We start from the raw sequence: 13,779 nt of genomic DNA on the forward strand, positions 1-13,779 counted from the left end.
CCATGGACGCTACATGGATGCCAACGGAAGCAGGCGGAATGTGGCATGCCGCGCTCACGGCGGGTGCGGACGGGAATACTCGCACCATGGCTGCTGCCGACGACTACGCGACCTTCGGCCTGGCACCGGCGATGCGCGCCGGGGGAGTCCTCGCGGACGGGGACTACCAAGTGCACCGGGACTTCGTCGACTTCATCGTCGACGGCCGCCCGCTGCTCTTCCAACTATCCGACCTGGACGCCGTTTCCCCGCTCGCCGCCGACATCCCGCCCGCGATCTTCGCGCACCACGTGAAGCGCCTGCTCCTGGAGGCGGAGGCGCCACTGCCCGGCGGACGCTGCGTGATCTACGGGTGCCCGGAGTGCGAGGGGATCGAGTGCGGGGCGGTGACGGCACTGATCGAGCGGAACGGGGAGGGGGTGGGGGCCTACGTGTGGCGGGACTTCGCCTGGCAGACCGACGAGCGGGTCGACCTGGAGCTGAACGGCTACCACGGCATCGGCCCGTTCCGCTTCCGCGCAACCGAGTACCGGACTGTGCTCGGCCAACTGCTTCACGGGGAGGGCCTGTTCATACCGCCGCGCCGCAAGGTGCTGCTGATCGGCGCCCGCGTCTCCGTGCTCGCCCGGCTCGCGGCGGCGCTGCGCACCATCGGCGTCGGCGCGGACATCACGCAGGACGCGTCCGGCGTACCGCCCGAGGAGCTGCGCACGTACGGGGTGGTGGCCTTCGGCCGCGCGGTGGAGGAGCCCCAACGGGCGGCGATACGCAGGGAGTTCGAACGAGCCGGAGTCGACGTCTCCTACGTCGACGGCTACGCGCCGATCATCCCGCTCCTCGTCGCCCAGATCGAGAGCGCCCTGGACCGCGTCCCGCCGGCGCAGCGCCGGCTGACGCGGCTCGTCGCCGCCGACGGCGAGGCGGGCGTGGAGGTCACCTCCACGTGCCGCGTCCACATCACGGCCTACCGCCTCGACCGCCTCTACCGCACCCACACCCACGACGTCTTCGACGCGGTCCTGCCCCCCGGCCGCCACCGCATCTCCCTCGACCCCAAGGCAACCAGGGCCCCATCCTTCCTGGTGGCCCGCACGACGGGGAGCGTGTTGGTGGCGCGTATGGAGCGGTAGGGGGTGCGGGCGCGGTCCCCGCGGCGTCGGACGGGGCGGGGCGGGGCGCGGCGCGGCGCGGCGGGTCGGGGCGGGCGTGGGCCGTGGCGGATCGGCGTGGTGCGGTGCGGCCCGTGGCGTGCCCGGGCCCACCGTCCCCGTGACGACACGTGTCGACCCCGGCCCAGCCGAGCGCCCCCGGTCCAGCCCACCCGTGACGACAGGCGTCGACCCCGGCCCAGCCAGGCACCCCGCCCCCCCGCCCCCGTCACGACACACGCCAACCCCGTCCCCCGCCACACCACCCGCCGCCGCGCAACCTCACCCCCGACTAGGATCACCCCCCTGATGACTGCAACGCTCGTAGCCAAGAACCTCGCCGCGGGGCACGGTGACCGCACCCTCTTCTCCGGTCTCGACCTCGTCGTCGCCCCCGGCGACGTAATCGGACTCGTCGGCGCCAACGGAGCCGGAAAGTCCACGCTCCTGCGCCTCCTCGCCGGCCTCGCCACCCCCGAGGAGGGAGACGCACGGCTCTCCCCGCCGACCGCCACCGTCGGCCACCTCCCGCAGGAGCCGGACCGCCGCCCCGGCGAGACGATCCGCGAGTTCCTGGCCCGCCGCACCGGCGTGAGCGAGGCGCAGCGCACCATGGACGAGGCCACGCAGGGCCTCGTCGACGGCGCGCCCGGCGCCGACGACGCGTACGCCACGAGCCTGGAGCGCTGGCTGAACCTGGGCGGCGCCGACCTGGACGAGCGCGCCGAGGAGGTCGCGGAACAACTCGGCCTGGACGTCGGCCTCGACCAGGCGATGACGTCCCTGTCCGGCGGCCAGGCGGCCCGCGCGGGACTCGCCTCCCTCCTCCTGTCCCGCTACGACGTCTTCCTCCTCGACGAGCCGACCAACGACCTCGACCTGGACGGCCTGGACCGCCTGGAGACGTTCGTGCGCGGCCTGCGCGCCGGCACCGTCGTCGTCAGCCACGACCGCGAGTTCCTCACCCGCACCGTCACCAAGGTCCTCGAACTCGACCTCGCCCAGCAGGAGATCAACCTCTACGGAGGCGGTTACGCCGCCTACTTGGAGGAGCGCGAGGTCGCGCGCCGCCACGCACGCGAGGAGTTCGAGGAGTACGCCGACAAGAAGTCGGCCCTGGAGGGCCGCGCCCAGATGCAGCGCACCTGGATGGACAAGGGCGTCAAGAACGCGCGGCGCAAGGCGACCGACAGCGACAAGCTGGGCCGCAAGTTCCGCAGTGAGGCGAGCGAGAAGCAGGCCGCGAAGGCCCGCCAGACGCAGAAGATGATCGAGCGCCTCGACGTCGTGGACGAGCCCCGCAAGGAGTGGGAGCTGCGCATGGAGATCGCGGCGGCACCCCGCTCGGGCGCGGTCGTGGCGTCACTGCGGGACGCTGAACTACAGCGCGGGGACTTCGACTTCGGGCCGGTGACGCTCCAGATCGACTGGGCGGACCGCGTCGCGATCACCGGCGCGAACGGCTCCGGCAAGTCCACTCTGCTCGCCGCGCTGCTCGGCCGCGTCCCCCTGAACTCCGGTCACGCGACGCTGGGTTCGGGCGTGGTCGTCGGCGAGGTGGACCAGGCCCGCGCCCTGTTCCACGGCCCCGAGAAGCTGCTCGAAGCCTTCGGCGCGGCCGTCCCCGACATGGAGCCGGCCGAAGTCCGTACGCTGCTCGCCAAGTTCGGCCTGAAGGCGGACCATGTGCTGCGCCCCGCGGCCACCCTCTCCCCGGGCGAACGCACCCGCGCGGCCCTCGCCCTCCTCCAGGGCAGAGGCGTCAACCTCCTGGTCCTGGACGAGCCGACGAACCACCTCGACCTCCCGGCGATCGAGCAACTGGAGTCCGCCCTGTCGACCTACGAGGGCACCCTCCTCCTGGTCACCCACGACCGCAGAATGCTGGAGGCGGTCCAGACGACCCGCCGCCTCGAGGTGGCGTCAGGCAAGGTGACCGAGCTTTAAGGGGCGCGGGGCTGTGTTGATTGTGCGGCTCCGCCGCACGGGCGCGCCCAGCTACGGTCGACCCGTTTGGGGGCGCGGGGCTGTGTTGATTGTGCGGCTCCGCCGCGCGGGCGCGCCCAGCTACGGTCGACCCGTTTGGGGGCGCGGGGCTGTGGTGTTTGTGCGGCTCCGCCGCGCGGGCGCGCCCAGCTACGGTCGACCCGTTTGGGGGCGCGGGGAACTGCGCGCCCAGCCACGAAGAGGCGCGCAGTTCCCGCTGACATCAACCCCGGGTGCCTACGCCAGCCCCGCCTTACGCAACGCGTCCGCCATCGCCGAGTTGGCCGGCGGCACCGCGGGACGGCCCTTGCCGCCCCCCTTGCCGCCACTCTTGCCACCGGTCTGGCCGCCGCCGGATCCACCCTGCCGGGTCTGCCGCGGCGGCTTGCGGTCACCACCACGGTTACCGCGATCGCCGCGCTCCCCACGCCCCCCATTCCCGCCGGAGGCCTTCGCCTTCTCGTCGTCAAGACGCAGCGTCAGCGAAATCCGCTTGCGCGGCACGTCGACGTCGAGGACCTTCACCTTGACGATGTCGCCGGGCTTGACCACATCGCGCGGGTCCTTGACGAACGTACGGGACAACGCCGAGACGTGCGCGAGCCCGTCCTGGTGCACACCGATGTCGATGAACGCCCCGAAGGCGGCGACATTCGTCACGACACCCTCGAGCACCATCCCCGACTCCAGGTCGCCGATCTTCTCGACGCCCTCCTTGAAGGTGGCCGTCTTGAAGGCGGGCCGCGGGTCGCGTCCCGGCTTCTCCAGCTCCTTCAGGATGTCCGTGACGGTCGGCAGACCGAACGTGTCGTCCACGTAGTCGGCCGGCTTGAGCGAGCGCAGCGACCCCGCGTCACCGACGAGGGAGGCGACCTCGCCGCCCGTCGACTTCGCCATCCGGCGCACCACCGGGTACGCCTCCGGGTGCACGGACGACGCGTCCAGCGGGTCGTCGCCGCCACGGATCCGCAGGAAGCCCGCGCACTGCTCGTACGCCTTCGGGCCGAGCCGTGCCACGTCCTTGAGGCCCTTGCGGTTGGTGAACGGGCCGTTGGAGTCGCGGTGCGTCACGATGTTCTCCGCGAGCCCCGCGCCGATGCCGGACACGCGCGCGAGGAGCGGCGCGGAGGCGGTGTTCACGTCCACCCCGACACCGTTCACACAGTCCTCGACGACCGCGTCGAGCGAACGGGACAGCTTCACTTCGCTCAGGTCGTGCTGGTACTGGCCGACACCGATCGACTTCGGGTCGATCTTGACGAGTTCGGCGAGCGGGTCCTGAAGGCGACGCGCGATGGAGACGGCCCCGCGCAGCGAGACGTCCATGTCGGGCAGCTCCTGCGAGGCGAACGCCGACGCCGAGTACACCGAGGCGCCCGCCTCGCTCACCATCACCTTGGTGAGGTTCAACTCCGGGTGCTTGGTGATGAGTTCACCGGCGAGCTTGTCGGTCTCGCGGGACGCCGTGCCGTTGCCGATCGCGATCAGGTCGACCGCGTGCTCCTTGGAGAGCTTCGCCAGCTTGGCGATCGCCTCGTCCCAGCGGTTGGCCGGGACGTGCGGGTGGATGACGTCGGTGGCGACGACCTTGCCCGTGTCGTCGACGACCGCGACCTTCACGCCCGTACGGAAACCGGGGTCGAGCCCCAGCGTCGAGCGCGTGCCCGCGGGGGCGGCGAGCAGCAGGTCGCGCAGGTTCGACGCGAACACCTTGACCGCCTCGTCCTCCGCGGCCGTACGCAGCCGGGTGCGCAGGTCGAGGCCGAGGTGCACCAGGATGCGCGTGCGCCAGGCCCAACGGACCGTGTCCTGAAGCCACTTGTCGCCCGGACGGCCCTGGTTCCTGACCCCGAACCGGTCGGCAATGATCGGCTCGTACGAGGACGGGGACGCAGTCGAGGACGTCGAAGCCCCGGCCTCGCCGTCCGCGCCCGGCTCCTCCGGCTCCAGGACGAGCTCCAGCACGTCCTCCTTCTCGCCGCGCAGCATCGCGAGGACGCGGTGCGAGGGCAGCTCGGTGAAGGGCTCCGCGAAGTCGAAGTAGTCGGCGAACTTGGCGCCCGCCTCCTCCTTGCCGGACTTCACCTTCGCCGCGAGTCGGCCGCGCCCCCACATGCGCTCGCGCAGCTCGCCGATCAGGTCGGCGTCCTCGGAGAAGCGCTCGGTGAGGATCGCGCGGGCCCCGTCGAGCGCGGCCTGCGCGTCGGCGACGCCCTTCTCGGCGTCCACGAACGCGGCAGCGGCGGCCTGGGGCTCCACCGACGGGTCGCCGACCAGCCCCTCCGCCAGCGGCTCGAGCCCCGCCTCGCGCGCGATCTGCGCCTTCGTACGGCGCTTGGGCTTGAAGGGCAGGTAGATGTCCTCCAGGCGCGCCTTGGTGTCGGCGGCGCGGATCTGCGCCTCCAACTCCGCGGTCAACTTGTCCTGCTCGCGGACCGAGTCGAGGACGGCGGTGCGCCGCTCCTCCAGCTCGCGCAGATACCGCAGCCGCTCTTCCAGGGTGCGCAGCTGGGCATCGTCGAGGGACTCCGTCGCCTCCTTGCGGTAGCGGGCGATGAAGGGCACGGTCGAGCCGCCGTCGAGCAGCTCGACCGCGGCCTTCACCTGCCGCTCCCGTACGCCTAGTTCCTCGGCAATCCTGCTCTCGATGGATCCGAACCCGGATCCAGCAGTGGTGCCAACTGTGGGTGTCGCCACGATCCCGTACCGCCTATGTCGACTGAGGTTGCGCGGCAATTGTGGCAGGTGGCACCGACACTCGGGGATCAGGGAGGTCAGACGCGGTGCGCACGGCCGGACCGGGAGGCGCCGCCGAACAGGCGCGCGAGCGCCCGGAAGGGCAAGGTCACGACGGTGGCGATGGCGCCCGCGATCTGACGCAGAATGTCGGCGATGGCACGGAACATGCAGGTTCTCCTCTCGTGTGTCCCGGCCACGTAAGCGGCCGGAACACACGAGTACCTCGCCTGCGCGGGATGAGTCCTCAGGCGGCCTTGCCGATCAGATCCGCCGGGAAGGCGCCGTTGCCGAGGGCCGCGCCGATGAAGGTTGTCGCCAGCTCGGTCAGCCGGGCGACGCCCGCCTCGCCGAGGTGCTCGTAGGGGGCGCGGTCGAGCGCGTCGGTACGGTGCTCGATCTCGGCGCGGAGCGTCACGCCCTGCTCGGTGAGCGTCAACTCCTCGTCGGCGGTGAGCAGTCCACGCGCGCGAAGCCGCTCGGCGGCCGCGTCGTACTCGGACCTGTCCCAGCCGCGGGTGGCGAGCAGCCACTTCGGGGCCATGCCCTTGCCGGTCGCGACGTGGCTCACGAGGGCTTCCACGGGGTCGAGTTCGGCGCCGAGCAGCGCCGCGATGTGCCCGTCGCCGCGGTGCTCGCGCAGCAGCGTCGTGGCGTGCCAGTACGCCATGTGCTGCTCCTCCGGCACGTCCAGGTCGGCGTGGGCGGCGTACAGCGGGCGGGCGTGCCGGGTGCACGCCTCAGCGGCGCGCAGGGCGAGCTCGGCGGCCTCGGCCATCTCCTGGGAGGCGAGCGTCTCCGCGCCGAGCAGGCGGCGCAGCGTCGAGTCGACGGCACGCGCGCGTGCGGCGAGCACCGCCTCCGGGGACGCGGTCTCCCACACGGCCGGCACGTGCCGGGCCACCAGGTCGTGCTTGAAGTTGTAGAACGTGGCGGTCACGGTCCCGGCGCCGACGGCCCCCATGGGCGCGGAACGCGCCGCGAGGTAGGCGGCACCGGAGTCGCTCACGCCGATGGCGGCCAGCTCCTTGCCGAGGTCGGGCGAGAAGTAGTGCGTCGAGTGGAACGGGTTGAGCACGTTGTGGCAGTGGCGGGCGGCGCGCAGGCAGGTGTCCGAAGTCATGCGTCTACGTTACCGACCGGTCGGTACGGGTGGCAGTACCGGGCGCCGGGCCATGGCAGGAAAGGTGGGGGATTCGTCATTGCGGCCATGCGGCGGGCGCCGAAGAATGAGCCGCATGCCGCCGCGTACCGTCCTGGTCCTCCTCTTCGACCACGTGCAGAGCCTCGACGTCACGGGCCCCGTGGAGGTCTTCTCCGGCGCGGGCGACGCCTACCGCGTGCGCACCGCCTCGGCCGACGGCGCCCCGGTCCGCACGTCGAGCGGACTGACCCTGACGCCGGACCACACCCTTGCCGACGCGCCGGCCGCGGACACGCTCCTGGTCCCCGGCGGCAACGGCACGCGCGAGCCGGACCCGCGCCTGATCGACTGGCTGCGCGAGCGCGCCCCACTCACCCGCCGCACCGTCTCGGTGTGCACCGGCGCGTTCCTCCTGGCGCGGGCGGGTCTCCTGGACGGCCGCCGGGCCACGACCCACTGGGCGTTCTGCGACACCCTCGCCCGCCGGTACCCCGAGGTGGCCGTGGACCCCGACCCCGTCTACGTACGCGACGGCCCTGTGTCGACGTCGGCGGGGGTGACCGCGGGCATCGACCTCGCGCTCGCCCTGGTCGAGGAGGACCACGGCAGGGACGCGGCGCTGCGGATCGCCCGTGCCCTGGTCGTGTTCCTCCGACGCCCGGGAAACCAGGCCCAGTTCAGCACGCAGCTCGCCGCCCAGACGGCCACCAGGGAACCGCTCGGCGAGGTGCAACGGTGGATCGCCGAGCACCCCGGAGCCGACCTCTGCGTCGAGGCTCTCGCCGCCCGCGCCCGGCTCTCCCCGCGCCACTTCGCCCGTGCCTTCCGTACGGAGACGGGCCTGACGCCCGGCCGATACGTCGAGCGCGTCCGCGTGGAGCACGCCCGCCGCCTCCTGGAGGACACCAAGGGCGGCGTCGAGGAGATCTCCCGGTCGAGCGGCTACGGCACCCCGGAGGCGATGCGCCGCGCCTTCCTCAAGACCCTCGGCACCTCACCGGCCGAGTACCGGCGCCGGTTCCACGCACCTGTGGGCCCCTGACCAGCCCAGCAGCACGGCACCCGACCCGAAAGGCATGCCATGCAGATCGCCATCGCTCTCTACGAGCGGTTCACCGCCCTCGACGCCATCGGCCCGTACCAGACGCTCGGCGGCATTCCGGGCGCCGACGTCGTCTTCGTGGCCGAACGGACCGGTCCCGTGCGGGACGACTCGGGACGGCTCGCGCTCGTCGCCGACAAGACCTTCGACGAGGTGGGCTCCCCGGACGTGGTCGTCGTGCCCGGCGGCCCCCAGCAGAGCGACCAGACGGAGAACGGGCCGCTCCTGGAGTGGCTGCGCTCCGTCGACGCCACCAGCACCTGGACGACGTCCGTGTGCACGGGCTCCCTCGCGCTCGCCGCCGCGGGCCTGCTCAAGGGGCGCGAGGCCACCTCGCACTGGCTCGCCCTCGAGGAGTTGAACCGGCTCGGCTCCCGGACGACCGGGCGGCGGGTGGTCTTCGACGGCAAGTACGTCACCGCGGCCGGCGTCTCGTCCGGCATCGACATGGGCCTCGCCCTCGCGGGCCGGATCGCGGGGGACGAGACCGCCCAGGCCATCCAGCTGATGACCGAGTACGACCCGCAGCCGCCCTACGACGCCGGCTCCCCGGACAAGGCCCCGGCACACATCGTGGCGAGGTTCCGCCCGGCCGGCTGAGCGACGGGGGTTCGACGACAGGCTCCAGAGACTGTCGTCGAACCCCCGTGTGCCCGGCGGCCCTCAGGCCTCCACCGTCCACCCGAACCGCGGCGCGCGCCGCTCCAGGAACGCGGCGACGCCCTCCGCGCTCTCGCCGCCGGCGCGCGCCTGCTCGGCCCAGTGCGCGTCCCGGTCCGTGCGGCCCGTCACGAACTCCTTCGCCGCGGCCTGCGTCAGCTGCGAGCGGGCGGCGAGGGTGCGGGTGAACTCGGCGACCCGCTTGTCCAGTGCGTCCCCGGGCAGCACCTCGTCCACGAGCCCGGTGCGCAGCGCCCGCTCGGCCTCGATCAACTCGCCCGAGAACAGCAGGTACTTGGCGGTCGCCGGGCCCACGAGCGCGGCGAGGCGGCGCGTGGAGGAGGCCGGGTAGACGATCCCGAGCTTGGCCGGGGTCACCCCGAACCGCGCGCCGTCGGCGGCGAAGCGCAGATCGCAGGCCGCCGCCAACTGGCTGCCGCCGCCCACGCAGAACCCGCGCACCACGGCGAGCGTCGGCTTAGGGAACGCGGCGAGCGAGTCCTCCGCCGCGACCGCGAGCCCCTGCGCCGACCCCTCGCCGAGAGTCGATATGTCGGCCCCGGCGCAGAACGTGTCGCCGGCCCCGGTGAGCACGAGAACCCGTACCTCCGGATCGGCCGCGAGCCGTTCGAGGAGCGGCGGCAGGGACGCCCACATGGCGTCGGTCATGGCGTTGCGCTTGGCCGGATGGTCGATCACGACGGTGGCGACACCCTCGGCGACGCTGTGCGTGAGCTGCGGCGGGGACACGGGAGACATGGGGCGGATGCTAACCGGGCGGTCGACACGGTCGGCGTGTCGGGCAGCTCGTAGAACAAGCTGAAGAAGGTGCAAGTCGGGCGTAATAAGGGCGGGATCGATCGCTTTTCTGGCTCGGTCGACCAGCAACGATCAAATGCCGTCGATACACGCTGACTTCTGGTCAGTCCCACGGCCTGGAGCAGGTGATTCCCAACACTCGAAGCGTGGTGACAATCGAGCGCAAGGGCGGCGACCTGACAATGAGCGACCACGGGTGGGGATCCCGCCCACGTCCTCAGGGCACCGGGGGAGCGCCCCCCGACCGCCCCGCGGACGGGCCGCTCCCGTACGAGGGAGTGTGGCGGTTCACGACGCAGGCGGTCGACGCCTCCGTGCCGCAGGCCCGGCGCGCGGTGCGGGAGTTGCTCACCCGGCAGGGCGTGCCCGCCCCTGACGACCTGGTGCACGGGCTGCTCGTGATCGTCTCCGAACTCGTCACGAACGCGGTGAAGCACGCCGCCGTGGTCTCACCCATGCTCGCCGTGGAGGTCGCCGTGGGGCCCGAGTGGGTGCGGGTGTCCGTAGAGGACGACCACCCCTACAAGCCCACGGCGCTCGAGGCCACCAGCGGTCAGACCGGCGGCCGCGGCCTGCTGCTCGTCCGCGAGATCACCGCGGAGGCGGGTGGCGTCTGCGACGTCGCCAACACCGCGAGCGGGGGCAAGGTGATCTGGGCCGCCCTGCCCCTCAAGCCCGAGACGGCTACCAGCCCGCCGACTGGCCTGTCAGCTCTCTGACCGCGGGCCGCGCCGCGTCGAGGACCGTCATGAACCACGCCGAGAACGGGTCCTTGGCGTGCCGCTCGGCCAGCTCGTCCGCCGTCACGAACGCCGTCGCCCCGACCTCTTCCGGGTCGGGGTTCAGCGATGCCTGCACGAGGCCCACGAACAGGTGGTTGAACTCCTGCTCCACCAGGCCCGATTCCGGGTCCGGGTGGTTGTAGCGCACCGTGCCGGCCTCGGCCATCAGGGACGGCGAGACGCCGAGCTCCTCGAAGGTGCGCCGCGCGGCCGCCGCGAACGGGGCCTCGCCGGGGTACGGGTGGCCGCAGCAGGTGTTCGACCAGACGCCGGGGGAGTGGTACTTGCCGAGCGCCCGCTGCTGCAGCAGCAGCCGGCCCTGCTCGTCGAAGAGGAACACGGAGAACGCTCTGTGCAGCTGCCCGGGCGGCTGGTGCGCCGCGAGCTTCTCCGCCGTGCCGATCGTCCTGCCGTCCTCGTCGACGAGTTCCAGCAAGATCGCTTCCGCGGTGCCGTTCGACGAGCTGTTCGTCGTGGGGGCAGGTGTGATCGGCATACCTATCCTTCGTTTCGTTCCTCGAACCAAGTCTGCCGTACGGGACGGACAGCCCCCGCGCAGTCGGCGTCCCGCAAGCCCCGTCCGGCCGGGAGGCCGGGCGGGACCACCGTAGGCGCCGGTCAGACGCCGAACGCGGCCGGGTAGGTGATCGTGCCCCGCGGGAGCTGCCCGGAATCGTCCCGTTCATCCAGAACGAGGGCCATCATCGCCTCGTCCGGCACGTCGAAACCGGGCCGGATGCCGTACCCGGAGGCGGGCGTGAAGCCGAACCTCGGGTAGTACTCCGGATGCCCGAGGACCAGCACAAGTCGCTCGCCACGCGCGCGTGCCGCCTCCAGCACCGCACGTACGACGGCCGAACCGGCCCCCGTGCGCTGGTACTCCGGAAGCACCGCACAGGGCGCGAGCGCCGCGGCGGGCGCGCCGTCCACGGTGCAGCGGGTGATCAGGGCGTGCGCGGCGACGGCGCCGTCCGGGGCCTCGGCCACGTACGACAGCCCCTCGAGCCACGCGTCCTTGTCGGCGCGCAGGGCGTCGACGAGGTCGGCCTCGGCCTCGGTGGGGAACGCGGCGGCGTTGACGGCGTGCACGGCCGCCCGGTCGTCCCCGGTCTCGGGGCGCGGACGCCATGCGGGCTTCGTGTTGTCGGTCAACCTAAGAACCTTTGAGTGAAGGGATGTCGTTCAGTGGCACAGCCGCGCCTCGTGCTCGGCGTGCCCGGTGGGCTCCAGCTGGAACGTGCAGTGCTCCACGTCGAAGTGGTCGCCGAGGCAGCCCTGCAGTTCGTGGAGCATCTTCTCGTGGCCGATCGAGCCGAGCATTTCCGTGCTGACGACCACGTGCGCCGAGAGCACCGGCATCCCCGAGGTGATCGTCCAGGCGTGCAGGTCGTGCACGTCCTCGACGCCGGGCAGCGCCAGTATGTGGGCCCTGACCTCCGCCATGTCGACGCCCTTGGGGGCCGATTCGAGCAGCACGTTCAGCGTCTCGCGCAGCAGCTTCACCGTGCGCGGGACGATCATGAGGCCGATGACGAGCGAGGCGATCGGGTCGGCGAGCTGCCAGCCCGTCGTCAGGATGATCACGGCGGAGATCAGTACCGCGAGGGAACCGAGCGCGTCGGCGGCCACCTCCAGGAAGGCACCGCGCACGTTCAGGCTCTCCTGCTGGCCCTTCACCAGGAGGGACAGCGAAATCATGTTCGCCACCAGGCCGATCAGACCGAAGACGATCGTCTGCCCGCCCGCCGTCTCGGCCGGCTCGATGAACCGCTGGATCGCCTCGTACAGGACGTAGCCGCCGACGCCGAGCAGCAGCAGACAGTTGGCGAGCGCGGCGAGGATCTCGGCGCGCGCATAGCCGAAGGTGCGCTGGTCGCTCGCGGGGCGGTTGGCGAAGTGGATCGCGATCAGGGCCATCGCGAGGCCGAGCGCGTCCGTCGCCATGTGGGCGGCGTCGGCGATCAGGGCGAGCGAGTCGGCGACGATGCCGCCGATGATCTCCACCACCATCACGGTCAGCGTGATCGACAGGGCGACGCGCAGCCGTCCGCGGTGTGCGGCGGCGGCCGTCCCGGTCGTCGGTCCGTGACTGTGCCCGTGGTCGTGATCGTGCCCGAGGCCCATCGAAAACCCCCTACGTATCGATCCGGCGCGTTGCCCTGGTCGGGGGCAACGATCACAGTGAACTACGGGTAGGGGGTATCCGCAAACATGGCGGTGAACACCGTTGTCATGTGCCCTGACCTGCGCAAACGATACGAGGCGTGTACGCAGGTCAGGGCGCCGACGTGATCACTTCCCGGTCGCCTCCGGGCGCCGCAGACACCAGCCGGCCCAGGCCGACTCGACCATCTCGCGCACCCCGCGCTGCGCCTTCCAGCCGAGCTCCTCCTCGGCGAGCGCCGAGGAGCCGACCGCGCGCGGGGCGTCGCCGGGACGGCGCGGCTCGACGATCGCGGGGGTGCCGTTCCCGGACACGTCCGCGATCAGATCGATCAGCTCGCGCACGGAGGCGCCCTGCCCGGTGCCGATGTTGAGCGTCAGGTCACCGCTCGCGTCGGGTCCGGACAGCCGGCGGGCCGCCGCCAGGTGCGCCTCGGCGAGGTCGGCGACGTGAATGTAGTCACGCACGCAGGTGCCGTCCGGGGTCGGGTAGTCGTCGCCGAAGATCCGCGGGGCCTCGCCGCGCGACAGCCGGTCGAAGACCATCGGGATCACGTTGTAGACGCCGATGTCCGCGAGCTCCGGGGCCGCGGCGCCCGCCACGTTGAAGTAGCGCAGACAGGCCGTCGCCATGCCGTGCGCGTGCCCGGCCGCCCGCACCAGCCACTCGCCCGCGAGCTTCGTCTCGCCGTACGGGTTCACGGGCACGGTGGCCGTGGACTCGGTGATGAGGCCCACATCCGGGTTGCCGTAGACGGCCGCCGACGAGGAGAACACGAAGCGGCGCACCCCGGCCGCCGCGACCGTCTCCAGGAGCACGGCGAGCCCGCCCACGTTGTCCCGGTAGTACAGCTCCGGCTTCTCCACGGACTCGCCGACCTGCTTGTGCGCGGCGAGATGGAGGACGCCGGTCACCTCGTGCTCCGCGCACACCCGGGCCACCAACTCGGTGTCCTGCGTCGAGCCGCGCACCAGCGTGATCGCCTCGGGCAGCCGCGAGGGCACCCCCGAGGTCACGTTGTCCAGGACGACGACCCGCTCGCCCGCTTCCGTCATAGCCCGCGCCACATGGGCCCCGATGTATCCGGCTCCGCCGGTGATCAGCCACGTCATGGCGCACCACCCTAAGACCGAACCGCGTCATCCCGGTCGCCCCGCGCGGCTACCGCCGGTTACGGACCCCGGTCACCCCTGGTTTGTGGCTCGAGTACTTGATCGTCAATGATGAGCGCGCGGTCG

At 72.0% G+C, this 13,779-nt stretch carries 13 protein-coding genes; 5 read left to right on the top strand and 8 right to left on the bottom strand.

Features of this window, described 5'->3' with window-relative positions:
- The first annotated feature begins 86 nt into the window (after window positions 1–86).
- Entirely contained in the window at window positions 87–1,130 is a 1,044-nt protein-coding gene (locus tag OHA73_RS36130; protein ID WP_327657242.1) for an oxidoreductase, read from the top strand.
- Between the two features lie 327 nt (window positions 1,131–1,457).
- The gene (locus OHA73_RS36135) at window positions 1,458–3,095 is read left to right on the top strand and encodes an ABC-F family ATP-binding cassette domain-containing protein (protein ID WP_327657243.1); all 1,638 of its coding nucleotides are present in this window, start codon (window positions 1,458–1,460) and stop codon (window positions 3,093–3,095) included.
- A 276-nt stretch (window positions 3,096–3,371) separates the two neighbouring features.
- Here the strand turns inward: OHA73_RS36135 and OHA73_RS36140 are convergent, their stop codons facing one another.
- The 3 genes from OHA73_RS36140 to OHA73_RS36150 form a co-directional block, all read right to left on the bottom strand.
- The gene (locus tag OHA73_RS36140; protein WP_327657244.1) at window positions 3,372–5,831 is read right to left on the bottom strand and encodes a Tex family protein; all 2,460 of its coding nucleotides are present in this window, start codon (window positions 5,829–5,831) and stop codon (window positions 3,372–3,374) included.
- Window positions 5,832–5,908: 77 nt separating this feature from the next.
- A complete protein-coding gene (locus OHA73_RS36145) occupies window positions 5,909–6,040 on the bottom strand; it encodes an LPFR motif small protein (protein WP_267068424.1) in 132 nt (43 codons plus the stop codon).
- 77 nt (window positions 6,041–6,117) lie between these two features.
- Window positions 6,118–6,993 (bottom strand): SCO6745 family protein, encoded by an 876-nt coding sequence (locus tag OHA73_RS36150; RefSeq protein ID WP_327657245.1) that lies wholly within the window; start codon window positions 6,991–6,993, stop codon window positions 6,118–6,120.
- Between the two features lie 115 nt (window positions 6,994–7,108).
- Here OHA73_RS36150 and OHA73_RS36155 point away from each other — a divergent pair, with 115 nt between their 5' ends.
- Both OHA73_RS36155 and OHA73_RS36160 read left to right on the top strand, forming a co-directional pair.
- Window positions 7,109–8,056, top strand: coding sequence for a GlxA family transcriptional regulator (locus OHA73_RS36155; protein ID WP_327657246.1), 948 nt, complete (start codon window positions 7,109–7,111; stop codon window positions 8,054–8,056).
- A gap of 39 nt (window positions 8,057–8,095) precedes the next feature.
- A complete protein-coding gene (locus OHA73_RS36160) occupies window positions 8,096–8,716 on the top strand; it encodes a DJ-1/PfpI family protein (RefSeq protein WP_327657247.1) in 621 nt (206 codons plus the stop codon).
- A gap of 63 nt (window positions 8,717–8,779) precedes the next feature.
- Here the strand turns inward: OHA73_RS36160 and OHA73_RS36165 are convergent, their stop codons facing one another.
- Window positions 8,780–9,535, bottom strand: a complete 756-nt coding sequence (locus tag OHA73_RS36165; RefSeq protein WP_327657248.1) for an enoyl-CoA hydratase/isomerase family protein — start codon at window positions 9,533–9,535, stop codon at window positions 8,780–8,782.
- A gap of 242 nt (window positions 9,536–9,777) precedes the next feature.
- On the opposite strand from OHA73_RS36165, the gene OHA73_RS36170 reads away from it, so the two are divergent.
- Window positions 9,778–10,314 carry an ATP-binding protein gene (locus OHA73_RS36170; RefSeq protein ID WP_266719046.1) on the top strand — a complete coding sequence of 179 codons (537 nt, stop codon included), beginning with the start codon at window positions 9,778–9,780 and terminating at the stop codon, window positions 10,312–10,314.
- Here the strand turns inward: OHA73_RS36170 and idi are convergent.
- The 4 genes from idi to galE all read right to left on the bottom strand — a co-directional run bounded on the left by idi (window position 10,280) and on the right by galE (window position 13,653).
- Complete coding sequence (gene idi / locus OHA73_RS36175) at window positions 10,280–10,873, bottom strand: isopentenyl-diphosphate Delta-isomerase (protein WP_266715826.1); 594 nt, start codon at window positions 10,871–10,873, stop codon at window positions 10,280–10,282. The two genes, OHA73_RS36170 and idi, sit on opposite strands and share 35 nt — an antisense overlap.
- A gap of 122 nt (window positions 10,874–10,995) precedes the next feature.
- Window positions 10,996–11,529, bottom strand: a complete 534-nt coding sequence (locus tag OHA73_RS36180) for a GNAT family N-acetyltransferase (protein ID WP_267068420.1) — start codon at window positions 11,527–11,529, stop codon at window positions 10,996–10,998.
- Between the two features lie 30 nt (window positions 11,530–11,559).
- The gene (locus tag OHA73_RS36185) at window positions 11,560–12,501 is read right to left on the bottom strand and encodes a cation diffusion facilitator family transporter (protein WP_266715830.1); all 942 of its coding nucleotides are present in this window, start codon (window positions 12,499–12,501) and stop codon (window positions 11,560–11,562) included.
- Window positions 12,502–12,669: 168 nt separating this feature from the next.
- Complete coding sequence (gene galE / locus OHA73_RS36190) at window positions 12,670–13,653, bottom strand: UDP-glucose 4-epimerase GalE (RefSeq protein WP_327657249.1); 984 nt, start codon at window positions 13,651–13,653, stop codon at window positions 12,670–12,672.
- Window positions 13,654–13,779: the final 126 nt, after the last annotated feature.

The organism is Streptomyces sp. NBC_00483, from assembly GCF_036013745.1.
In the GTDB taxonomy this organism is placed as follows: Bacteria; Actinomycetota; Actinomycetes; order Streptomycetales; family Streptomycetaceae; genus Streptomyces.

Bases quoted from the DNA above. Each gene is read 5' to 3' on its own strand.
- OHA73_RS36130 (WP_327657242.1), top strand. From the start codon at position 87: ATGGCTGCTGCCGACGACTACGCGACCTTCGGCCTGGCACCGGCGATG.
- OHA73_RS36135 (WP_327657243.1), top strand. From the start codon at position 1,458: ATGACTGCAACGCTCGTAGCCAAGAACCTCGCCGCGGGGCACGGTGAC.
- OHA73_RS36145 (WP_267068424.1), bottom strand. From the start codon at position 6,040: ATGTTCCGTGCCATCGCCGACATTCTGCGTCAGATCGCGGGCGCCATC.
- OHA73_RS36150 (WP_327657245.1), bottom strand. From the start codon at position 6,993: ATGACTTCGGACACCTGCCTGCGCGCCGCCCGCCACTGCCACAACGTG.
- OHA73_RS36155 (WP_327657246.1), top strand. From the start codon at position 7,109: ATGCCGCCGCGTACCGTCCTGGTCCTCCTCTTCGACCACGTGCAGAGC.
- OHA73_RS36160 (WP_327657247.1), top strand. From the start codon at position 8,096: ATGCAGATCGCCATCGCTCTCTACGAGCGGTTCACCGCCCTCGACGCC.
- OHA73_RS36165 (WP_327657248.1), bottom strand. From the start codon at position 9,535: ATGTCTCCCGTGTCCCCGCCGCAGCTCACGCACAGCGTCGCCGAGGGT.
- OHA73_RS36170 (WP_266719046.1), top strand. From the start codon at position 9,778: ATGAGCGACCACGGGTGGGGATCCCGCCCACGTCCTCAGGGCACCGGG.
- idi (WP_266715826.1), bottom strand. From the start codon at position 10,873: ATGCCGATCACACCTGCCCCCACGACGAACAGCTCGTCGAACGGCACC.
- OHA73_RS36185 (WP_266715830.1), bottom strand. From the start codon at position 12,501: ATGGGCCTCGGGCACGATCACGACCACGGGCACAGTCACGGACCGACG.
- galE (WP_327657249.1), bottom strand. From the start codon at position 13,653: ATGACGTGGCTGATCACCGGCGGAGCCGGATACATCGGGGCCCATGTG.